General features: G+C 52.8%; 20 protein-coding genes. 14 read left to right on the plus strand and 6 right to left on the minus strand.

Features of this window, described 5'->3' with window-relative positions; all coding sequences use genetic code 11:
* Position 1: 1 nt before the first annotated feature.
* On the minus strand, positions 2-1,000 hold the full coding sequence (locus ADINL_RS03455) for a branched-chain amino acid aminotransferase (RefSeq protein ID WP_036544034.1): 999 nt from the start codon (positions 998-1,000) through the stop codon (positions 2-4).
* Positions 1,001-1,166: 166 nt separating this feature from the next.
* Between ADINL_RS03455 and ADINL_RS03460 the strand changes: the two genes are divergently transcribed.
* The 5 genes from ADINL_RS03460 to ADINL_RS16755 all read left to right on the plus strand — a co-directional run bounded on the left by ADINL_RS03460 (position 1,167) and on the right by ADINL_RS16755 (position 6,028).
* On the plus strand, positions 1,167-2,075 hold the full coding sequence (locus tag ADINL_RS03460; RefSeq protein ID WP_036544036.1) for a mitochondrial fission ELM1 family protein: 909 nt from the start codon (positions 1,167-1,169) through the stop codon (positions 2,073-2,075).
* The gene (locus tag ADINL_RS03465) at positions 2,072-3,172 is read left to right on the plus strand and encodes a glycosyltransferase family 4 protein (RefSeq protein ID WP_036544038.1); all 1,101 of its coding nucleotides are present in this window, start codon (positions 2,072-2,074) and stop codon (positions 3,170-3,172) included. The genes ADINL_RS03460 and ADINL_RS03465 overlap by 4 nt, the downstream gene beginning before the upstream one ends.
* The gene (locus tag ADINL_RS03470; RefSeq protein ID WP_036544040.1) at positions 3,169-4,413 is read left to right on the plus strand and encodes an O-antigen ligase family protein; all 1,245 of its coding nucleotides are present in this window, start codon (positions 3,169-3,171) and stop codon (positions 4,411-4,413) included. Before ADINL_RS03465 ends, ADINL_RS03470 begins: the two co-directional genes overlap by 4 nt.
* Positions 4,410-5,462, plus strand: coding sequence for a glycosyltransferase (locus ADINL_RS03475; protein WP_036544042.1), 1,053 nt, complete (start codon positions 4,410-4,412; stop codon positions 5,460-5,462). The genes ADINL_RS03470 and ADINL_RS03475 overlap by 4 nt, the downstream gene beginning before the upstream one ends.
* Positions 5,463-5,899: 437 nt before the next feature.
* Positions 5,900-6,028, plus strand: a complete 129-nt coding sequence (locus tag ADINL_RS16755; RefSeq protein WP_161667731.1) for a glycosyltransferase family 4 protein — start codon at positions 5,900-5,902, stop codon at positions 6,026-6,028.
* 43 nt (positions 6,029-6,071) lie between these two features.
* Here the strand turns inward: ADINL_RS16755 and ADINL_RS03485 are convergent, their stop codons facing one another.
* Together ADINL_RS03485 and ADINL_RS03490 are read right to left on the minus strand one after the other, a co-directional pair.
* On the minus strand, positions 6,072-7,049 hold the full coding sequence (locus ADINL_RS03485) for an NAD-dependent epimerase (RefSeq protein WP_036544047.1): 978 nt from the start codon (positions 7,047-7,049) through the stop codon (positions 6,072-6,074).
* Positions 7,046-7,840, minus strand: a complete 795-nt coding sequence (locus ADINL_RS03490; RefSeq protein WP_036544049.1) for a glycosyltransferase family 2 protein — start codon at positions 7,838-7,840, stop codon at positions 7,046-7,048. The genes ADINL_RS03485 and ADINL_RS03490 overlap by 4 nt, the downstream gene beginning before the upstream one ends.
* Positions 7,841-7,947: 107 nt before the next feature.
* Here ADINL_RS03490 and ADINL_RS03495 point away from each other — a divergent pair, with 107 nt between their 5' ends.
* Together ADINL_RS03495 and asnB are read left to right on the plus strand one after the other, a co-directional pair.
* Complete coding sequence (locus ADINL_RS03495; protein ID WP_036544051.1) at positions 7,948-9,027, plus strand: glycosyltransferase; 1,080 nt, start codon at positions 7,948-7,950, stop codon at positions 9,025-9,027.
* Positions 9,028-10,866, plus strand: a complete 1,839-nt coding sequence (gene asnB, locus ADINL_RS03500; RefSeq protein WP_084154381.1) for an asparagine synthase (glutamine-hydrolyzing) — start codon at positions 9,028-9,030, stop codon at positions 10,864-10,866.
* 8 nt (positions 10,867-10,874) lie between these two features.
* On the opposite strand, the gene ADINL_RS03505 is transcribed toward asnB, so the two are convergent.
* Complete coding sequence (locus ADINL_RS03505; RefSeq protein ID WP_051632529.1) at positions 10,875-11,801, minus strand: lysophospholipid acyltransferase family protein; 927 nt, start codon at positions 11,799-11,801, stop codon at positions 10,875-10,877.
* 109 nt (positions 11,802-11,910) lie between these two features.
* Between ADINL_RS03505 and msbA the strand changes: the two genes are divergently transcribed.
* Positions 11,911-13,668, plus strand: coding sequence for a lipid A export permease/ATP-binding protein MsbA (gene msbA, locus ADINL_RS03510; protein WP_036544053.1), 1,758 nt, complete (start codon positions 11,911-11,913; stop codon positions 13,666-13,668).
* A gap of 15 nt (positions 13,669-13,683) precedes the next feature.
* Complete coding sequence (locus ADINL_RS03515) at positions 13,684-15,156, plus strand: glycosyltransferase family 39 protein (protein ID WP_036544054.1); 1,473 nt, start codon at positions 13,684-13,686, stop codon at positions 15,154-15,156.
* Here ADINL_RS03515 and waaA read toward each other — a convergent pair whose 3' ends face one another.
* The gene (gene waaA, locus ADINL_RS03520; RefSeq protein ID WP_239644326.1) at positions 15,157-16,425 is read right to left on the minus strand and encodes a lipid IV(A) 3-deoxy-D-manno-octulosonic acid transferase; all 1,269 of its coding nucleotides are present in this window, start codon (positions 16,423-16,425) and stop codon (positions 15,157-15,159) included. It lies immediately after the preceding gene.
* A gap of 88 nt (positions 16,426-16,513) precedes the next feature.
* Here waaA and ADINL_RS03525 point away from each other — a divergent pair, with 88 nt between their 5' ends.
* The 3 genes from ADINL_RS03525 to ADINL_RS03535 are packed head-to-tail and all read left to right on the plus strand — an operon-like array spanning position 16,514 to position 18,704.
* Complete coding sequence (locus ADINL_RS03525; protein ID WP_084154382.1) at positions 16,514-17,545, plus strand: glycosyltransferase family 2 protein; 1,032 nt, start codon at positions 16,514-16,516, stop codon at positions 17,543-17,545.
* Positions 17,545-17,916: a GtrA family protein gene (locus tag ADINL_RS03530; protein WP_051632530.1), complete on the plus strand. Its 372-nt coding sequence runs from the start codon at positions 17,545-17,547 to the stop codon at positions 17,914-17,916. Before ADINL_RS03525 ends, ADINL_RS03530 begins: the two co-directional genes overlap by 1 nt.
* The gene (locus ADINL_RS03535; protein ID WP_051632531.1) at positions 17,913-18,704 is read left to right on the plus strand and encodes a ChbG/HpnK family deacetylase; all 792 of its coding nucleotides are present in this window, start codon (positions 17,913-17,915) and stop codon (positions 18,702-18,704) included. Before ADINL_RS03530 ends, ADINL_RS03535 begins: the two co-directional genes overlap by 4 nt.
* Here the strand turns inward: ADINL_RS03535 and ADINL_RS15855 are convergent, their stop codons facing one another.
* A complete protein-coding gene (locus ADINL_RS15855; protein ID WP_051632532.1) occupies positions 18,705-20,618 on the minus strand; it encodes a methyl-accepting chemotaxis protein in 1,914 nt (637 codons plus the stop codon).
* 171 nt (positions 20,619-20,789) lie between these two features.
* Between ADINL_RS15855 and lptM the strand changes: the two genes are divergently transcribed.
* A complete protein-coding gene (gene lptM, locus ADINL_RS16190) occupies positions 20,790-20,906 on the plus strand; it encodes an LPS translocon maturation chaperone LptM (RefSeq protein ID WP_084154383.1) in 117 nt (38 codons plus the stop codon).
* 8 nt (positions 20,907-20,914) lie between these two features.
* Positions 20,915-22,171: a diaminopimelate decarboxylase gene (gene lysA / locus ADINL_RS03545; RefSeq protein WP_036544059.1), complete on the plus strand. Its 1,257-nt coding sequence runs from the start codon at positions 20,915-20,917 to the stop codon at positions 22,169-22,171.
* Positions 22,172-22,177 lie beyond the last annotated feature (6 nt).

Genomic DNA, 22,177 nt, shown 5'->3' on the forward strand with positions numbered 1-22,177 from the left:
ATCAGATGCGGGTGAGCCAGCCGTGGGTGTCGTCAGCCTGGCCCCACTGAATCGCATTCAGTGCCTGGCGCAGTTTACGAGTGGTTTCGCCTACGCCACCCTGACCAACAGCATGTTCTTTACCCTGGTAAATCAGCGTACCCACGGGTGTCAGCACAGCTGCCGTGCCTGAGAGTGCTGCCTCACAACCCGGTTTGGCGGCGCGTTCCAGCAGTTCATCAACGGTCAGTTCCCGCTCAGACACCTGCATGCCCATATCCCGCGCCAGGGTCAGGATGGAGTCACGGGTAACACCGTGCAGGAAGCTTTGATCCAGTGCCTTGGTGATGATTTCATTGCCATCGATCAACAGGAAGTTGGCTGCGCCGGTTTCCTGAACATCACCGCCCGGGCAGAAAAGTACCTGGTCGGCCTGAACTGTTTCACGCGCGCGCATGATAGGCTGCAATGCGCTGGCATAGTTGCCGCCGCTCTTGATCATGCCCATGTGCGGTGCACAGCGCATGCCCTGATCTTCCAGCAGCAGGCGCAGTGCCTTGTCACCACCTGCGAAGTAGTCGCCAACAGGTGATACCAGAACAAAAAAACAGGAGGTTACGGAAGGCACGGCCGCTTTACCAATAGCCGGTTCAGTACCAAAGTGAGTTGGTCGAATGTATAGCGAGCCCGGCGGTGCCGGCACTTCGTCCGCAAAACGTGCCACGGTGTCCTTGATCATCTGCGCAACGGTCGCTTCATCCAGTGCAGGCAGGCCGAGCAGGCGTGAACTTTGCGACAGACGGGCAATGTTACGGTCCATGCGGAAGATGTTCACCGAGCCATCTTCATGGCGAAAGGCTTTCAAACCTTCAAAGCAGGTGCTGGAATAATGCAGTACATGAGCACCCGGGTGCAGTGTAATGCTATTACTGCTGACCATCTCCGGCACGCTCCAGTTTGAACCGTCAAACCAGGTGATCGCCATTTCAGGCATGAAAACAGTACCGAATGCAGCAGCCATGAATCAATCCTCAACAAACCTATAAAGAGCCCTCGATTGTAATCATACCCTGGGCTAAAGGGAATTGTCTGAATGTCCTGATGACTAATTTTACCTGGAAGCTGGGGCTTTTCCGGTGTGACTGCTATCATGCGGAAAAACATTAGGAAAAGAGTGGGAAGCGCACGTGAGTGCAATCTGGATCATCACTGATGGTAAACCCGGACACTATAACCAGTCCCTGGGATTGGCGAATGCACTGAAAGCCTTGCAGCCGCCGTTGCAGGTGGAGACCTTGCCTGCCTTGCCAAAGCGTCAATTGCTCCGGATCCTTGCCGGAGGTGCTTTGCCAGAACCTTTGCGGACAAGTGCGCAGCGTAACCCGCCACAATTGCTGATTGCTGCCGGACATGCAACCCATTTGAGCCTGTTGCTGCTGAGTCGCCATTTAAAAGCGCGCAGCGTGGTATTAATGCAGCCCAGCCTGCCGTGTCGATGGTTTGATCTGTGTCTGATTCCCCGACATGACCACCCGCGTCCGGCAGCAAATATTGTTGAAACTCAGGGGGCTCTGAATCCCATGAGCCCCGGTGTCAAACACGCGAATACCGGTCTGATTCTGATTGGTGGCCCTTCGAAACACCATGGATGGAATGATGATCAGCTGTTGTCACAGTTGCGGCCACTGCTTGCCTCATCAACCTGCCAGTGGCTTATGACCTCATCACGTCGTACGCCAGAAGAAACACTGCTACGGCTGAAATCGCTGGAAGGTATAACGTTTGTGCCGTTCAGTGAGACGCCGCCTGGCTGGGTAGCGGCTCAATTGAGTACAGCCGAGCAAGCCTGGATAACAGCAGACAGTGTATCGATGGTGTATGAAGCCCTGACAGCGGGGTGTGCGGTGGGGGTTCTGGATGTGCCATTACGTCAGGCGGAGCGCCCCAGTCGGTTGGTTAAGGGGCTGGAGCAACTGGTCCGGCAGGGATGGGTGCATCAGGGTGTTGATCACTCTGAGGCGTTACAGGCGGTCACTCCGACGCTGAATGAAGCCCAGCGATGTGCGCGATTGATTCATGATAGAGGTTGGTTATGAAAGTGGTGCAAGTATTGCCCGCGCTAGAGCTTGGCGGTGTCGAACGCGGCACGCTCGAAGTGGCGGAAGGCCTGGTAAAAGCGGGGCATGAATCGATAGTCGTGTCAGCTGGCGGGCGTCTGGTCAACGCGCTGGAGGCCGCTGGTAGTCAGCATGTCCAATGGGATCTGGGACGTAAATCCCTGCGCACTTTTTTACAGGTCCGTCCATTTCGTCGCTGGCTGGAGCAGCAGCAGCCGGATATTGTCCATGTCCGCTCCCGAATGCCTGCCTGGATTGTCTGGCTTGCCTGGCGGGGTATGAACCCTGAAACGCGGCCGCGCTTTATTACCACCCTGCATGGCATGCATTCGGTGAATCGTTACAGTGCCATTATGGGCAAGGGCGAGCGAGTGATTGCGGTTTCCGAAACGGCTAAACGTTATCTGCTGGATAACTTTCCGGAAGTGGATCCTGCTAAAGTCACCGTGATTCACCGCGGTATTGATCCTGATGAGTTTCCACGGGGTTATCGCCCACCAGATAGTTGGCTGGAGACGTTTTATACTGATAACCCACAGGCGCGGGATAAGTTCCTGATCTGCTTCCCTGGGCGTATTACCCGCTGGAAAGGGCATCTGGATCTGGTTGAGGTGATAGGCCGGCTTAAGGCACAGTTGCCCAATGTGCATGTGTTGGTTATAGGCAGTGATCCCAAGGGAAAGTTTCTGGCAGAAGTGAAGGCTGCTATAGAAGCGCAATCACTGGTTGAACACTTTACCTTTCTCGGTACCCGCTCCGATATGAAAGAGCTCTATGCCATCAGTGATGTAATGTTATCGCTGACCAGCACCACTGCCGAAGCCTTTGGGCGAACTGTTGTTGAGTGTCTGTCAATAGGGACGCCAGTGGTGGGGTATGCTTATGGTGCAGTTGAAGAAACCTTGTCAGCTCTTTATGCCGATGGACTGGTGGACACAGGAAATGTTGAGGGTGTTGTAGAGAAGATTGTCACTCTGGCATCTTCAACAGAGCAGAGAAAGCCAGATGAGAATAATTTTCTACTCAATAATATGATTAGAAAAACGTTAGCAGTATATGAGAGGTTTAGTTCATGAGATCACAGGTGTTGCCTTGGGGCTTAAAAGGTTCTGGGTTTTTTTTGATGGTGTTTTTACTGTCGTTCTCTATTTTCTTTGCTGTTGAAAAAGCGTATAAAATACTGCCAGTGATATACTTTATTGCTGCGGTTTTTTATGTTTTAAAAGAAAAACCTTTTTTGTATTTAAAAATAATTTTGTTTTATTTTTTTGCTGTTTCTTTTGTTATTTTTGGTGATATTTTTAATATTTTCTTTGGTAATTCTGATTTTAGTGGGATTGAACAGGTCGCTAGAAACCTTATACTGGTTTTTCCGCTTGTTTTTCTTTTAAATAATGAAAAAATCTCTGAAAGATCCATAGTGTTTTCTGTTTTTTTGATGTTGTGTGTTACAGCTATAGCTTCTATTCTTCAGTTTTATTCGGTCTATGCGCAAGAGTCATCACACTTTAATGGACAGCGTATTGGCTTATGGTGGAATCCAGTTCCTTTTGCAAACTCTATTGTAATTTTTCTTGGGCTACTCTTAGGGGCTGCTTTAATAGCTCCAAAAAGCTATTGGAATAATATTATTGTTGGGTTAGCCTGTTTGATAATGTTCGTTGTTATTTATCTTAGCGGTACGCGCAGTGCGCTTCTCTCATATTTTGTCGTAGTTTTTATTTATTTACTGGCAATAGCTTTAGATGACAAGCGTGTTTTGTTCAGGTCTTGGATGGCTGTTGCACTTTTTGCTTTGGTTATTGCTACAGCTTTTTTATTTGGTGACAGGGTCGCCTTGGCAGTCGAGCAGCTTTATAGACATTTTGATGAAGGCCCTGAGTATACTTCGGTAAGCATTAGATTGAGTAGCTGGTATTATTCGTGGTTAATATTTCTTGATAACCCTTTGTTTGGCTATGGAACAAGGGGGGCTAGTGCAGTTGGGAAAAGCTTTGTTGATGCCGGCGTTGTTCCTGAGTATGTGGTCAATTATCATGCTCATTCAGATATATTTGACGCTATGAAGCGTAACGGGTTATTAGGAATTTTCGGACTGTTATGGGTTTATTTATCACCTTTTATTATGATGTGGTATTTTAAGATTTCATTAAGAGATATGGCACCAGTGCTCTTGGTTATTGTTGCTTTTTTTATAAGTGGTCTGACTGAGATTAATATAAGACATAATGTGTCTGCAAACTCTTTTTATATGGCATATATGCTTGCTTTGGCTGTTGTGTTTAGACCAAAAGTTCAAGGAGGTAAGGTGTTATGAATGATGGTTCTGGGCTGGTAAGAATCGGACTGGTATTGTGCTCAGACAGGAAAGGGGGGTTGGAAAATGCATTTGTTGATATGGCTTATGCGCTAACAGCGCTTGGCTATAAGGTTGTCGTTTTTACGCCAGGTAATGCTCCCTTTAGATTGATGATGCCTGATTCGGTTGAGTTTCATGATTACAATCCTAAAGGGTATTGGGATATTTTTAGTGGTTACAAAACAAGGCGTTATATTAAGAATAATAATCTCGAATTGATGGTTACCATCAATTCGAGAGCGACCTATACCATTGCGAAGTCAGTTGCTGGTCTGAACCTGCCCGTATTGGGCATTTCTTATAGCTACAAGCATAAAAGAATGCAGGCAGCTGATCGTCTTGTTGTTGTTACAGAGCACATGAAGGCCCATTATCTTCAACATGGCTGGTCTGCTGATAATGTAGATGTATTGCCCTGTGTGTTAAGAGACTTTCCTGTAGAAAAAATACCCTCAAAGCCAGTCGAAAGTGTTGTAAAGCTGGGTTTCGTGGGCAGGCTTTCACCCGAAAAAGGTCTTGAAGAGCTAGTAGAAGCCATGTCTTTGTTGATAGGAAAAGGGCGCACTCTTTCGCTGACAATTGCCGGTAGTGGCGATGATGAGCATAAAATACACGCACTGTTAGAGCAAAAAAAACTGCAGCAGAGCGTGGTTTTTAGCGGTTGGATCACGGATATTCGTAAGTGGCTAAAAACTATTGATCTACTTGTTGTCCCTTCTAAAGAGGAAACCTTCGGCATCGTTGTTCTTGAAAGTATGGCGCATGGATGTCCGGTGGTATCAACCTGTGCGCCAGGGCCTGCTAGTCAGATAGAACATGGTGTGACTGGCTGGTTAGCTGAGACTGGTAATGCCGAGTCTTTAGCGAAGGTTATAGATGTTGCATTGAGCCAGGCTGACTCCTGGGAACATATTATCGACAGAGCGAGAGCCAGCGCTTCAAAGTACTCCATTGAAGCGCAGTTACCAAAGCTGAAAAATATTATTCAGCAGGTACTGAAAAAATGATGCAGGCTGTTATCTTGGGTAGCCGCCTTGCTTACTCTTTCGCTTATAGTGCTTATAAAGTTTTATCTGCCTTAGAAAACGGCTATAAGCATAATTCACTGCATAGATGTAGCCTATCAGGCCTCTGTGCAAATAGCGCTTAATAAATGACAACCAGAACTCCAGCAGAATTCGCGCTACGGATGGCTTAAGTCCTTTGGCGACCATATCCTGAACCTGAGCGTCAGAGTAGGTATTCATTTTTCGATACGGTGAGAAAAACTGCGTATGGATTCATGGGCTATTTTGATGCGAAGTTTTTCTATCTGAGTGTCTGGCTATTATGATTAGCGTGTATTGTTCAGGCTGCGCAGAATGCTCAAGACGTTATCACCTGATCTGATTGTGAGCCATAACTCACGTGCTGCTTTTGCTTTGTCTCAAGCCATCAAAGGGCTGTGGCGCTGCTAAAGGATCGCTGTGCACTGGAGTTGCATATTGCTGGTAGTGGACCGGATCAGGCAGTGATAGAAGCGTTGGCGCAGCAACTCGGTGTTGCATCTGCTCTGCATTTGTCCGGCGAGTGACTGCCTAGTCAGGTGCTAGCTAGGTGTTAGTCAGATGTTATGGTCAGATATTATGGTAAGTGCGGTACCAGTCAACGAATGCCTGGATACCGGCCTCTATAGTGGTGGTCGGCTTGTAGTTGACCAGTTGTTCCAGCTGTGTGGTATCAGCATAGGTTACAGGAACGTCGCCGGGCTGCATCGGCAGATAGATTTTTTCTGCTTCCCGGCCACAGGCGGTTTCAATCGCCTGAATAAATCGACTTAGCTCAATCGGTTGGTTATTACCTATATTGCAAATGCGGTAGGGTGCCGGGTCGCTTTTTTCTGCCTGGGGCGGTCGAGCCTGAATGCGCAGAATGCCTTCGACGATATCGTCGATATAGGTAAAGTCGCGTTGCATTTTTCCATGGTTGAAAACTTTGATCGGGCGGTTGTGCAGCAGTGCTTCGGTGAACAGCCAGGGTGCCATATCGGGTCGTCCGGCCGGTCCATAGACAGTAAAAAAACGCAATCCTGTGACCGGGAGTCGGTACAGATGTGCATAGGCATGGGCCATCAGCTCGTTGGATTTTTTGGTGGCGGCATAGAGTGAAACCGGATGGTCAACCGGGTCCTCTTCACTGAAGGGTACCTTGCTGTTCATCCCGTATACCGAGCTGGATGACGCAAACACCAGATGCTCGACCTGATGGTGTCGGCAGCCTTCCAGAATACTCAGCGTTCCGGTCAGGTTGCTGTCGGCATAGGCAAAAGGCGCGTTCAGTGAGTGGCGAACGCCTGCCTGTGCGCCCAGATGGATGACGCGTTGGAACCCGTGCGTCTGAAACAGGCTGTCCATGGCTTCACGGTCAGCCAGATCAGCCTTGATAAACTGAAACTGTGGATATTCCTGTAGTTGGCCGAGACGGTAGGACTTCAGGGCTGGATCATAATACTCATTCAGGTTGTCGAGTCCGATGACCTGCTCACCCTGCTGGAGTAGTCTCAAGGCGGTGTGCATTCCGATAAAACCGGCTACACCTGTCACCAGATACTTCATGATTTGTCTGCCCGTTCGTTTTGTGCTTGCTGATGCAGCTCATACAGCTTGATCTGACGCAAGAAGCGGCTGTAGGCAAAGTTCATGGCATAGATGTAGCCCATCAGGCCGCCACGCCAGTATCCCCTGAAGCAGTAGCCACTGATAAAGGATATCCAGAAGTCGATGACCATGCGAATGCGGGAAGGTTTTCGCCCTTTGTTCAGCATGTCACGTGCCTGAGCATCGGTATAGGCATTCATCTTGTCCAGGCGATGACTGAAGCTGCGCAGCGAGTCGTGCGCAATACGTCCCTTCAATTGCCCGGTTGAGGCACCATCCTGCATGATCACGCGGTCATGGACCGGACTGTCGCTATAACGGCCACAGCTTTTACGATATAGACGTACCGGGTTATAGGGGGTGTAACTACTTAAACGATCTGTCAGATACAGGCGGTCGTGTATCGCTACATGGTAGCCCTCTGCCAGGCGGTCAGGTTGTTGAAACAGTTGCTGCAGCTCTTGCTGCAACTCTGGCAGGATGCGTTCATCGGCATCGATATTGAGTATCCAGTCTTCCGTTGCCTGGTCTTCAGCAAAACGTTTTTGCTGTCCATAACCAGGCCAGGGATTGTAGAGGACCCGTGCGCCCAGTGCTTCAGCGACCTGAACAGTATCATCGGTACTACCTGAGTCAATCACAACCACCTCACTGACCCAGTCTCGAACACTCAGGATGGCGTCCGCAATACGGTCTGCTTCATTCAGGGTGATCAGGGTGACACTGACAGGCAGTTGTGTTGAGGTCATAGAGGGTCCGGATTTATATGGGATCTGAAATGGGGTTTGCTATAATCGCTATGCATTTTCAGATGATTGTCGGTAGATAGCAACCCCGACATGGCAGTGGAGGGGTAATGCCCAGGATTAGTACACTTCAGATAATCGGCAGCAAGAAGCTCGGCGGTGCGGAAAGTTTTTTTATCCGGCTGCATGAGGCGTTTGTGCGTTCTGAACATTTGTCTTCTGTAGCGATTACACCGCCGTCGAGTGCGTTAAATGCGGCGCTGGTTCCGCCCATGGAAACGACCGCCATGCGCAGTGTATTTGATCCGTTTTCCCGCTTTGGTTTGTCTCGTCTGATTCGCCGCCATCAACCGCAGATCGTACAGACCTGGATGGGTCGCGCGACCCGGCTGGTGCATTTGAATCCGGCGAAAGGGCCAATACATGTGGCTCGCTTAGGTGGCTTTTATGATCCGGCCCAGTATCAGCATGCGCATGCCCTGGTCGGTAATACCCGGGCGATTTGTGACTATCTGGTGCAATCCGGAGTGCCTGCTTCGCGGGTATCACATATCAGTAATTTCGTGCCGTTACCAGCGCCTCTTCATGCATCTGAGCTGCAGGCTGTTCGTCAGCAGACTGGTGTGCCTGAGGACGCGCTAGTTGTGTTTGCGTTGGGACGACTGCATGAAAATAAAGGCTTTGATACCTTGATTCGCGCCCTGGAGTGCTTGCCTGAATCTCTGGGTGGTCGCCCAATCCATCTGTTATTGGCTGGTGATGGGCCATTAAAGGATGCCCTGACTGCCCAGGCGGCGGCCTCTCCAGCGGCATCACGTATCCACTGGCTGGGCTGGCAGCGTAATCCCAGTCCCTACTTTTATCTGGCAGATCTGTTTGTCTGCCCGTCGAGACATGAACCCTTAGGGAATGTGTTGCTGGAAGCCTGGGCGCATCGTTGTCCGCTGGTGTCGACACGCAGTCATGGCGCACTGGAGCTGATTGAGGATGGTGTTTCCGGTTTGCTGTGTGATATTGATGATCCGCAGCAGATGGCCGCACAGATGCAGTCACTGTTACAGGCTTCGCCTGACCAGCGTCAGAGTTTGATCGAGCAGGGTATGCAGGCGCTGGATGCCGGCTTCAGTGAGCGGGTGATTCTGGATGCGTATCAGGATTTGTATCAACAGCTCTTGCAGGGGACTCGCTGAATGTGTGGGATTGCCGGTTTATATACACCCGGTCGGGAGGTTTCTCTGGCCGCAACGCTGCCGATGCTTGATGCTCTGGCACACCGCGGGCCTGATGGACAGGGGCAGTTTCTGGATCAGGATCTGGTGCTGTTGCATGCACGTTTGTCGATTATTGATCTGCAACAGGGGCAGCAGCCTTTGTACAGTCAGAGTGGTGAACAGGTTCTGGTCGCGAATGGTGAAATTTATAATCATGTGGAGTTGCGGGCTTCGCTGTCTGCACAGGGTAACCGTTTTTCAACCCATTCCGATTGTGAAGTGATTCTGCCATTGGCTGAGCGTGATCCAACGGGGTTTGCTGCGCAGCTCAAGGGGATGTTTGCGCTGGCCTTGTTTGATAAAACAGACCGTTCCCTGACGCTGGTGCGGGACCGATTTGGTATCAAACCACTGTATTACATGGAGGTGCCTGGCGGTATCGCCTTCGCCTCTGAAACCAAAGCACTGCTGCCATTGCTGCCATCGATTGCCGGTATTGAAGCCTCAGCGGTGGGGCGGTTTTTGCAGATCAATTTTGCCAGTGGCGAGCAGACCGCTTTTAAATCAATCCGGCGATTACCACCCGGGGGGCGTCTGAGAATCGATGCCAATGGACAGATCACACTGTCTCAGTGGTGGTCGCTGGCGGATGAGTTGGCGCGTCAGCCGGTCTTTAGCGGTCAACTGCCGGAGGCGGTAGCGTGTTTTGATCAGCTGTTGAATCGAGCGCTGACTGAGCATTTGCGCGCGGATGTACCTGTCGGTTTGTTTCTGTCGGGTGGTGTGGACTCCAGTATTCTGGCAACACAGCTGGCGCGATTGCCTGCCCAGTCAGGGACTCCCAAGGCCTGGAGCCTTGGTTTTGACAGCCAGTCGGTACAGGATGAGGCAACTGCCGCAGCCGAAATGGCCAAGACCTGTGGTATCGAGCTGGATGTTATTCGGGTGAATCCTATCACCCTGTTTGATCATCTGGTGTACGCCATTTGGGCAACAGATGAGCTGATGGGCGATTTTGCTGCCTTACCGACCCTGTTGCTGGCAGAGGCCGCTTCTGTGTCACATAAAGTGGTACTGACCGGTGAGGGTGGTGATGAGGTGTTCGCCGGGTATGGGCGTTATCGCATGCCGCGTCTGCAGCGCTGGTTATATGCCTTGCGATCACCGGGAACTGGTGGTTTTCGTACCCGGGGACGCTTCGATAAAGCCTTGCCTGCAGCCTGGCTGAAATCACACTGGCGGCGTCAGATGCAGCAGGACTGGCGGCAGCCGTTTCAGCAGTCCTGGCAGGAGGCTGCTGCGCTGGAAGATTTGCAAAAGCAGCAGTATACCGACATGCAGACCTGGCTGGCGGATGATTTGCTCACCAAGGCTGATCGCATGTTGATGGTTCAGGGTGTCGAGGGACGGGTGCCGTTTCTGGATCATGAGCTGGTGTTGTTTGGTTTGTCTTTGCCTGCTTCCCTGAAAATACAGGGGCGTATCGGTAAACAGGTCCCCCGTGCCTGGCTCCAGCAGCAGTCTGGAGTGAATTCAATGGGACGCAAGCGCGGGTTTTCGGTGCCGGTCGTGGATTGGGTGCAGTCCCTGGATCGTACACAGCTGGCGTTGGCACTGACGCAGTCGGCAGCGCTTCAGGAAATACTGGAACCAGCCGCCCTGAGGGCAAGTCTGAAACAGCCGGGTCCTTTGGATAAGTCGCTGGTGGAGCCTCTGGCCGCTCTGCTGCAGTTTGCCATCTGGTCAAAGCTGTTTATTGAATCGCCAGGTCAGGTGCCTCCTCGGCGTGTAGAACCCTTGTCCTGGTTGCTGTCCTGAAGGTTCTGCTATTTTGATCGGCGATAGAGAAAGTTTTTGCCCTGCGGGTGACTCTTGAATCGCCGGTGTACCCACATGTACTGGGCGGGATCCTTGCGAATGGCTCGCTCAATTTCAGCATTGATGCGTGTTGCATCCTGCACATCATCCCCGGTTGGAAAGGGGTCAATGATAGGAAACAGCTCCAGTTCATACTGGCCGTCTTCACGTCGATGTTGTGCCAGCATCAGGATCGGTGATTGATTTAAGCTGACCATGCGCGAGGTTGCTGTGATGGTGGCAGCAGGAATACCGAAGAAGGGGGCCATGACTGATTGGTGCAGGCCAAAATCCTGATCCGGTGCATACCAGATGATGTGATTTTTTTTCAGGTTACGGATCACACTGCGGATATCCGAGCGTTCGATCACCTGACCGAAAAAGCGTTTGCGCCCTTGCGTGATGACCTGCTCCAGCAGTGGGTTGTTGTTACGACGGTACATTGCATCCACTGGATAGTGAAAATTGAACAGTAGTCCACCCAGATCCAGAGTTGAAAAGTGCGCACCTAGCAAAATCACGCCGCGACCTTTGGCAAGCGCTGCATCGATATGCTCTTTCCCCTTCAGCGTTACACGGTCACGAAACCAGGTGTCCGGTGCCCACCAGGCCATGGCTGCTTCCATCAGGCCGATACCATTGTGGTGAAATACGTCACGTACCATCTGCTGTTGTTCAGCGCGGGAAAGTTCGGGAAAGCACAGACGAATATTGGTCTCAGTGACATGGCGACGATCGCGTGCCAGCAGGTAAAGTAACTGGCCAAAGAAACTACCAATGTGCATTTGCCAGCGATAAGGGAGGCGCACGAGTAAACGCAGCAAACTGACCCATAACCAGGTGGGCCATAGGCGGAGCTGTTTCAGGGGCGAGAGAGGTTGCTGAGGTGTCTTCACGGGCGTATTTTCACTGATTCAGAACAAGCTGTACCACATTCTAACCTGTTATCTCCGCTCTGTGCAGTTATACTACGCCTTTTGTATGAGTGATCGGTAAGAGAAATATATGCGGAAAAGTGCGGAAAATGAGGTGGTCAGTGGCTGGGATGTATACTGGCGGCTGCTGAGTTATGTGCGCGGGCATTGGCCGATGTTTATATTGGCGTTCATCGGTTTTGCCCTCTACGCCGCCTCTCAGACAGCAGCCGCCAAGTGGCTGGAAGGCTTTATTGATGCGGTTGAAAGCGGCAACCTGGATCAGCGTGTCTGGTTGGCGCTGGCGATTATTCTGATTTTTCTGGTGCGGGGCCTAGGGACCTTATTGGGTAACTATGGTTTCTCTTACGTGGCGCGTGCGGTTGTCAGTCGCTTGCGCTGTCAGATGTTTGATCACCTGCTGGTATTACCCTGTGCATTCTATCAACGGCATACCTCCGCTGAGTTGTTGTCGCGCTTGACTTATAACGTCGAACAGGTCACAGGTGCGGCGACTGATGCATTGAAAACAGCCGTTCGTGAAGGGCTGACAGTGATCGGGCTGTTTGGATATATGCTCTATCTGAACTGGAAGCTGACCCTGTTGTTCGTCGCGATCGCACCCTTGGTCGGCGCAGTCGTCGCGCTGGCGTCCAAGCGTCTGCGGCGCCTCAGTCATGGTATACAGGACTCTGTGGGCGATATTTCTTCGGCTGCCTCGGAAGCGATCAAGGGATACCAGGTGGTGCGAGTGTTTGGTGGAGCTGAAGCGGAGCGTGCACGTTTCAATCGTGTGTCGGAGCGCAACCGCAGGCAGTTTATGAAGATGGTGGTGACTCAGTCGATTACTACACCCGTTATACAAATGCTGGTGGCCGCGGTGGTTGCGCTGCTCACCTATATTGCCATGTCGCCTGCGCTCCTGGCGTCGATGACCACCGGCCAGTTTATAGCCTTTATTTCGGCTGCCTCCCTGATGGCCAAACCCATTCGTCAGTTGACTGAAATTAACAGTACGGTGCAAAAAGGTGTCGCAGCAGCTGAAAGCTTTTTCAAGCTGTTTGATGAGCAGCCTGAGCGCAATACCGGTGCGGTAACACTGACCTCAGCGCAGGGTCGGGTCGAGTTTCGTGAAGTGTCTTTCAGTTACCCTGATAGTGAGGGGCCTGCTTTGAAACAGGTCAGTTTTCGCATCGAACCGGGTGAAACGGTTGCGCTGGTTGGGCGTTCCGGCAGTGGCAAGTCGACACTGGCTGGATTGTTGCCGCGCTTTTATGATGTGAAAGAAGGCGAAATTCTGCTGGATGACCGTCCACTGTCGGAATATACCCTGGAGAGTCTGCGCAGTCAGATCGCGCTGGTGAATCAGCATGTGGTGCTGTTTGAAGGCACTATTGCGGAAAACATTGCCTATGGTGCGTTGGCCGGGGCCTCAGATGCGGCGATTCGTGCAGCGGCCGATGCCGCTATGGTCACCGAGTTTACCGAGCGCTTGCCTCAGGGGTTGAATACGCTGATTGGTGAAAATGGCCTGTTACTCTCCGGTGGCCAGCGCCAGCGCATTGCCATTGCACGTGCCTTGCTTAAGGATGCCCCGTTGTTGATTCTGGATGAAGCGACTTCGGCGCTGGATACGGAATCTGAGCGCTTTATCCAGACCGCGCTGGAACATGTGATACAGGATCGTAGTACGTTGGTGATCGCACATCGTCTCTCGACGATCGAGCGTGCCGACCGCATTCTGGTGATGGAGCAGGGCGTGGTGATTGAACAAGGTAGCCATGAAGAGCTGCTGGCACAGGGCGGCAGTTATGCACGCCTCTATAAGATGCAGTTTAATCAGGACTGAGAGCAAGGTGACTGAATGAAGCACTGGCGTGCATTGGGCGATACTACGCATCAGGTCTGGTTGCTGCTCCTGCTGAATGCGTTGCTCTGGACATTGCTGCCCTGGCTCAGTGTTTACAGTTTGCCACTGGATGTCGTAGAGGGTTTGTTCTGGGGGCAAGAGTGGCAGTGGGGCTACTATAAGCATCCACCTTTACCTGCCTGGCTGGTGAATCTGTCCTGGATGGGACTGGGTGATCTGGGGCCTTTTGTGTTAAGTCAGCTGAGCCTGCTGATTACCTTTGTCTATGTCTGGCGTCTGGGGCTGCGTTTGCTCGGGCGGGAACAGGCCGCTCTGGGTACGCTGCTGCTACTGGGCGTGTATTACTTCACCTGGCCCAGTCCTGAGTACAACCACAACATCGCGCAGATGCCGATCTGGGCGGCGGCAGTATTCTATTATCACCGGGCACTGCACAGTGAGCATTACCGTGACTGGTTGTTATTAGGCTTCTGTGCGGCACTGGGACTGTTAACCAAATATGTCACACTGGTGCTGCTGGCGGTTTTGTTTTTGCATCTGTTGACCCGGTCTTCCGGGCGCAAGCAGTTACTGCGATGGCCGTTGTGGAGCGCAGTGGCATTGATGCTGCTATTGTGTCTGCCGCATCTGATATGGCTGGTGCAACATGAGTTTCTGCCGTTGCAATATGCGCAGCAACGCTCTAACGGCAGCAATGGTTTACAGGCACACCTGTTTGGTCCGCTGAAATTCCTGCTGGTACAGCTGCTGGATCATCTGCCGTTGCTGTTATTACTGGCGGCCACTGGCTTGTTGCGCTCTGGTATCTGGTCACGTGATCAGGCCGATGCGGATGCGCGCTGGTTTTTAATCTGTATCGGGCTTGGGCCAGCACTTCTGACCGCTCTGGTTGCAGGTGTGACCGGGACAGGTTTGCGAGACATGTGGGGCACGCCGATGTGGAATCTGTCAGGACTGTTGCTGGTTTCCTGGTGGATCACGCCGCTCTCGGTGATCGCTCAGCGTCGTTTATTGCGCGGTACCTGGGTGATGGTGCTGCTGCTGATTGCACTGCGTCTGGTGGATATGAGTCTGCTGCCGTACCTGAAAGACAAACCATCCCGGACCGGCTGGCCGGACAAGGCCATGGCAACCCAACTGGAGCGGGAGTGGCAAGCGGATACCCTGTGTCCGTTACGTGTCGTTGCTGCTGAATATTGGCTCGGCGGGCTGGTGTCGTTGCGAGCAGCAGAGCGGCCTTCTGTACTGGTCGAGGGCCGGTTTGATTACAGTCCCTGGATTGAACCGCAGCAGTTGGCCCACACAGGTGCCCTATTGGTCTGGCAGGAATCTGCTATGCCAGCAGCGCTTGCTGCGCTGGGCGAACCCTCGCGTCAGGGTGAGTTGCAGCTGGATTGGCCTGTTTCGAATGCCGAACCCTTAACGCTCTATTGGGCGATCCTGCCACCAGCAATGGCCTGCGAATAATTACAGCAGTGTATCCAGTTGATGCTCCAGTCGTGCCAGGGCACCGGCATGACTGGCAACGTAACGGCTGGCGGCCGCTCCTGCGGCGTCTCTCGCCGAGTCTGCTTTCAACCACAGGTTGACCTGTTCCGCCAGTTGTTGGGCTGTCTCGACCTGTACCAGTGCACCCGCGTCTTTCAGACCCGCAGTAATGGCGGCAAAATTAAAGGTATGTTGACCGCAGATCACCGGTTTTCCCAGTAATGCCGGTTCTAGCGGGTTATGGCCACCACGCTCGATCAGGGAGCCGCCGACAAACACCACATCCGCGGCACTGCAGAAAATCATCAGCTCACCCATGGTGTCGGCCAGATAAATCCGGGTTGCAGGAGATGGCTGCTCACTCTGGCTACGCCGCAGGGTTTCCAGACCCGTGGTGTTGCAGAGTGCTGCGACCTCGTCAAAGCGCTCCGGGTGGCGAGGTGCCAGTACCAGCAACAGAGATGGGTGTTGCTCGAGCAGGGCAGGGAGAACGCTGAGTAACTGTGCTTCTTCGTCATCGTGGGTGCTGGCAGCCAGCACCACAGGGCGTTCCGTACCCCAGAGCTGACGCAGTTGTTGGGCCTGGGTTGCCCATTCAGGTTGAATGGCAACGTCAAACTTGATACTGCCGGTGACGCTGAGTCGTGACGAATCCATGCCGAGTGCCTGAAAACGCTGTGCATCCGCTTCGCCCTGAGCCGCCAGATGTGAGAGCTGGGAGAGCATTTGGTGTGTCAGTCCGGGAAAGCGGGCGTAGCCGCGAGCTGAACGCTCAGACAGGCGCGCATTGGCCAGCAGTACGGGGATTTTCAGCTGCTTGCACTGACGCAGAAAGTTGGGCCAGAGCTCAGTTTCCACAATCAGGCAGGCGCGTGGTCGGGCGATCTTCAGAAAGTTTCGCATGGCCCAGGGCAGGTCGTAGGGGCAATAGCGGTGTTCAACCTCATTACCGAACAGTTGCACGACCCTGTCAGCACCCGTCGGGGTCATGGTGGTAATCAGGATCGGCAGATCCGGAAAGCGTTGCTGCAGGCGTTTGACCAGTGTTGCAATGGCTTGTACTTCACCTACCGAAACGGCGTGTATCCACAGCGGTGCTGCGTTGGTTTGCAATGCTGGCGTCAGCCCCAGACGCTCTTGCCAGCGTTGCCGATAGGCGGGTGCCTGACGCCCCCGCCACCAGAGCCTGACCAAAATGGAAGGCAGCAGCAAATGTAAAAGGCAGGTATAAAGTATGCGACTGATCATGGGATTTATGGCGTATCCGGTGCGAAAATTTAACAGATAGTTTACCATTATCCCCCGCAGTCTCTAGGACTTGATACTGGATAGAAGCATGGCCGACAAAATAACACAACACACTTCGGAATCAGATGCCTCCCTGACCCCTCGTCAATTAAAGGGAGCTCCGGCAATTACCTGTATTTTGCCAGCATACAATGAGGCCGAAAATCTCAAAGTGATGATTCCGCTGCTGTGCGAGTATTTACCGCGTCTCTCAGAGCGTTTTGAGTTGCTGGTCGTGGATGATGGCAGCCGTGACGCCACGTCGGCGGTTGCGATTGCGCTGGCAGAAAGCTACCCGGTGTCGTTGATACGACTGTCGCGTAATTTTGGTAAAGAAGCGGCCATGAGCGCCGGACTGGATCATGCCGATGGTGATCTGGTGATTCTGATGGATTCAGATATGCAGCATCCGGTAGAAGTGCTGGAAGAGTTCTACCAGCATTGGCTGGAAGGCTACGACATGATTTACGGCATACGTTCGGATCGCTCCGATGAGCATCCGATCAAGCGCCGTTTGACACGTTACTTTTACCATATGCTCAGCCAGAGCGCTGATGTTGAGATTCAGGCGGATGCCGGTGATTTTCGCATGCTGGACGCCAAGGTTGTCCGGGCTTTGCGGGCCTTGCCGGAACGCAAACGCATGATGAAAGGACTGTTCGCCTGGGTCGGATTTCGCAGCATCGGTGTACCTTTTCAGGTTAACCCCCGCTTCAGTGGGCAGACCTCTTTCGGTATCAGGCGTTTGTCATCTCTGGCACTGACCGGTATTACGGCTTTCAGCAGTACGCCACTGCGCATGTGGATGTTTATTGGTGCCGGCATTTCGCTGTTGTCGATTACCTATGCGGTGGTGATCGTCTTGCGCACCCTGATCTGGGGTGTCGATGTACCTGGCTGGCCGACGCTGGTTGCCGGTATCGGTTTTCTGGGTGGCGTGCAGTTATTGTCGGTGGGCGTGCTGGGCGAATATGTGGCACGCATTTTTTCCGAGGTCAAAGCACGTCCTGTGTACCTGATTTCCGATCACCATCCGCTACGTCCGGAGATGAAACGTGATGCAGAGGAGCCTGAGTCCTGATGTTGGCTCAGGTGTCACGTTTTGCACTGGTGGGTATCAGCGCGCTGATCGTGCACTGGCTGGTTGTTCGCTTGCTGGTGCCATTGGGTATGCCCCCTTTGATTGCCAATGTGTTCGGCTTTGCTGTCGCGTTTAATGTCAGCTATTTTGGTCACCGCAAGCTGACCTTCAAGGCCGATGCGCTGAATCATTCGCGCACTCTGCCGCGTTTTGCCAGCGTTGCCCTGGGCAGTTTTGCCGTTAATGAGGCGCTGTATGCATTGCTGCTGATGCTGACCCCTCTGCGCTATGATGTGGCGCTGTTGCTGGTGTTGGGTATCGTGGCTGTATTGACCTATCTGTTCAGTCGTTTCTGGGCCTTTGCCGCATGAAATCGCTGGTGTTATGCGCGGATGACTTTGGCCTGTCTGCCGGAATCAATGAAGGTATTCTTCAGTTGTTGGCGCAGCAGCGCTTGTCTGCTGTCAGTTGTATGACCTGTTTGCCGGGTTGGCATCAATATGCCACTGCACTGAAACCCTATCATCAGCAGGTTGCTATCGGACTGCATTTTAACTTGACCGAGTCGTCCCGGGCGCTGCCCTTGGGCCAGTTGATGCAGCAGGCATTAACGCGTCGCCTTGATCGTGACTGGGTCAGGGATGAACTGCAACGGCAACTGGATGATTTTGAAACTGCACTGGGTGTCGTGCCGGATTTTGTTGATGGGCATCAGCATGTACAGATCTTTCCGGGTGTGCGGCAGGTGTTGGCAGAGGTATTGCAGCAGCGTTATCCACAGTCGTTGCCCTGGGTAAGGCGGGTCAACCCGCCTTTCAGTGGTCATGATTCACGGCTGAAAGCCGGCGTGTTACGCGTGATGGCGGCAGGGTTTACCAGCCAGCTACAACGTCAGCATATCCCGTTGACGCAGGCCTTTGCCGGACTCTATTCACTGCAGCCGGAAGCTGATTTTCCTGAGCTGCTGCATGGTTGGATGCAGCAATTACCCGAAGGTGGTTTGATTATGTGCCATCCAGGTGCCACAGGTACTGCGGTAACCGGATTGGCACGAACCCGGCAGCTGGAGCTGGACTATCTGTCCAGCGATGTCTTCGGCAGGCGTATGCAGCAGCAAGGTGTCTGTCTGACAGCTCACCCGGCATTGCTGCAGGTCTGATTAGACCTTGAAGCGTCCTACCCGAGTCTGTAGCTGATTTGCCAGCTGTGCGATTTCATCGCTGGCGGCAGCAATATGATTCGCACCTGTGGATAACTGCTCGACACTGCTGCTGATGCGCACCAGTGTATGGCTGACATCATCGGCCACCGCCGCCTGTTCTTCCGTTGCGCTGGCGATCTGGGTATTCATATCATTGATGGTAGCAATGACTCCGGTAATATCCTGCAGCTTTTCCGATGCCTGCCCGGCACATTCGACGGCGACATGGGCTTTGGTATAACTGTTATTCATGACGTCTGCTGCCTGATGTGAGGCATTTTGCAGTTTTTCGATAATGCCACGGATTTCTTCTGTCGAGCTTTGTGTCCGTGTTGCCAGCGTTCTGACTTCGTCAGCGACGACAGCAAATCCACGCCCATGCTCACCTGCGCGCGCGGCCTCAATGGCTGCGTTCAGTGCCAGCAGATTGGTTTGCTCTGCAATGCCGCGAATTACTGCCAGCACCGTACCTATCGATTCAGTGTCTTCCTGCAGCTTCTGCATCACTGTGACAGCATGCTGAACCTCCTGAGATAGAGCGCCCACTTCGCTGGCATTTTTCTGTACTACAGCATCGCCTTCGCGCACATTCTGGTTACAACGTTCTGCTGACTGCGCCGCATGTGCAGCGTTGCTGGCGACCTGAGTGATGGATGCGGCCATTTCTGTCATTGAAGACGCTGCCAGCGTGGTTTCGTGGCTCTGTTGCTGAACCTGCTGATTGGTCACCTGACTGGAAGCTGCCAGTTGCTCTGCCGCTGAGCCCAGCTGGATGGCTGCTTCAGAGACCTGTTTTATAATGGATTGCACACCGCTGACGAAGCGGTTGAAGCTTCGGGCCAGGTCACCCAGTTCATCCTGACGCTCTTCGCTAAGTCGTTGGGTCAGGTCACCATCACCTGCAGCAATCTGGTCCAGTGCAGAGCGGGTCTCGTTGATGGGTTTTACAATCATGCGTGATACCAGCACGATAATCACGATCAGTACCAACAGGGTGATACTGAATGCGGCGATCAATGACAGGCGCAGATTCAAGGCAGCAGCCATGACATGATCGTAGGGGAGCGCAACAGCCATGGACCATCCCTGGGTGCCAGAGACGGGCTGGTAGGCAATGACTGAGCGCTGCTGCTTATCCAGTTTTAACTCGGCAATGCCGGTCTCGCCAGCAATCATGCGACGCCCGAGCGCGGCATATTCTGGCTGGCCTGATTCAACTGCGTTGTCTTGCATCCTGCGTTGAGCTTCAGGGTGGGCTATATAGATACCACGTGAGTCGATTAGCCAGGCGCGGGCTTGCTCGCTGGAAGCTGCATCGACCTGTTGCGTCAGAGTGTCCAGCGTTACCGTAGCTGCCAATAAGCCAATCAGTCGCCCTGACCGATCAAAGACAGATTGTGCCAGGACCACGATGGCATTACCGGTGGTGCCTGAGTAGAGCGGGTCACTGACCAGTGACGTATGATTTCGTTGGACAATGAGCTGCTGAAAGTAACCGCGATCAGCCCGGCTGGCGATATTGCCATTGTGATGATAGGCGTTGCCTTCGAGGTCAACAAAGAACATGACCTCAAAGTCGCCCCCCATGCGCTGCCCATAGTCTTTTACAAATTCGAAAATTTCATCGGTATCGCCCCGGGTAAAGGGTGCCGTGCGTGCCAGTGTCTGAATCACAGTCAGGCGTGATTGAACCCAGGCACTGACATCGTTAGCGCTTCTGGAGGCAACCATCCTTGCCGCTTCTTCACCCTGAGCTGCCACCGTCCGGCTGGTATGCGAAATGACAGCATAGGCAGCCAGCAACAGGCAGAGTGCCAGGGGAATACTGGTGATCAGAATCAATCGGGGCGTCATTCGTAGTTGGGTCAGCATGGCTGTTTCCTCTCAGGAAGAACTAAACGCTTGTACTATAGATCAGCAGAGGTTGTTTTACATAGCACTATCAAATCCTTGCCGTTCTGATCTGCAGCTCTGCCCATCACAGGCTACATCAGGTTATAATCCCGGGTTTAATCCGATGATCAGCCCTGAAGGTGGTTCAGTATGAGACTTGTGTGGTCGGTGGTGTTTGCCAGTCTGCTGCTGTTGAGTGGCTGTGGCCAAAAAGGGCCGCTGTATTTGCCGGATCAACCCGATGTCGCGACCCAGCAGGGCGAATGAGAGAGTGAATGGACAGTTTTGAATACCGTGATGGTGTGCTTTTTTGTGAAGAGGTGTCTCTCGCTCAGGTAGCGGAAACACAGGGTACACCCGCTTATGTATATTCGCGTGAGGCGATTGAACGTGCCTATATGGCTTATGCCAATGCCTTGAATGGACGCGATGCGCTGATTTGCTATGCAGTCAAGGCAAACTCCAATATTGCCTTGCTGAACCTGCTGGCACGTTTGGGGGCCGGATTCGATATCGTTTCGCTGGGTGAGCTGGAGCGTGTTCTGCGTGCCGGTGGTGATCCGGCGAAGGTGGTGTTTTCCGGTGTTGGCAAGCAGCCTGCCGAGATTCGCCGGGCGCTGGAGCTGGGTATTTTCTGTTTCAACATCGAATCAGATGCCGAACTGGATCGCGTCAATGATGTTGCTCTGGAGGCTGGCCAGGTGGCACGGGTATCTTTCCGTGTGAATCCTGATGTGGATGCCGGTACGCATCCGTATATATCAACTGGCCTGAAAGAAAACAAGTTTGGTATAGATATTGACCAGGCTGAGGCCGTTTACCGACGTGCAGCTGCACTGCCGGGTGTCGAAGTTGTGGGTATGGATTGCCATATTGGCAGCCAGCTGACGGAAATCAGTCCTTTCCTGGATGCGTTGGACCGGTTGCTGGCGCTGATCGATCGTCTGGCAGCACAGGGTATCGTCATTCATCATCTTGATCTGGGTGGTGGTCTCGGTGTCTGCTATACCGATGAGACACCGCCTTCAGCAGAAGCCTTTGTCGAAGCGATGCTGGAGCGTATCGGTGATCGCCCGCTGACTCTGATTTTTGAACCTGGGCGCTCGATTGTTGCCAATGCAGGCGTGTTGCTTACCCGCGTCGAGTTCCTGAAGCAGACAGGTGAAAAACACTTCGCCATTATTGATGCAGCGATGAATGATCTGATTCGCCCGTCACTCTACAGTGCCTATCAGGAAATCATCCCGGTTCAGCTCAATGACGATGTACCATCACGTCGCTGGGATCTGGTTGGACCTGTGTGTGAAACCGGTGACTTCCTGGGTAAAGACCGCGAGTTGCGTCTGCAGGCTGGTGATTTGCTGGCCGTGTGCTCGGCAGGTGCCTATGGCTTTGTCATGGCATCCAACTACAACAGCCGTCCACGTCCTGTTGAGCTGATGGTGGATGATGAGCAGGTCTATGTCATTCGTGAGCGCGAGAAAATCAGTGATCTGATGCAGGGTGAACAGCTGCTGCCATCGGATGACTGAGCGGAG

This window comes from Nitrincola lacisaponensis (assembly GCF_000691225.1).
GTDB lineage: Bacteria > Pseudomonadota > Gammaproteobacteria > Pseudomonadales > Balneatricaceae > Nitrincola > Nitrincola lacisaponensis.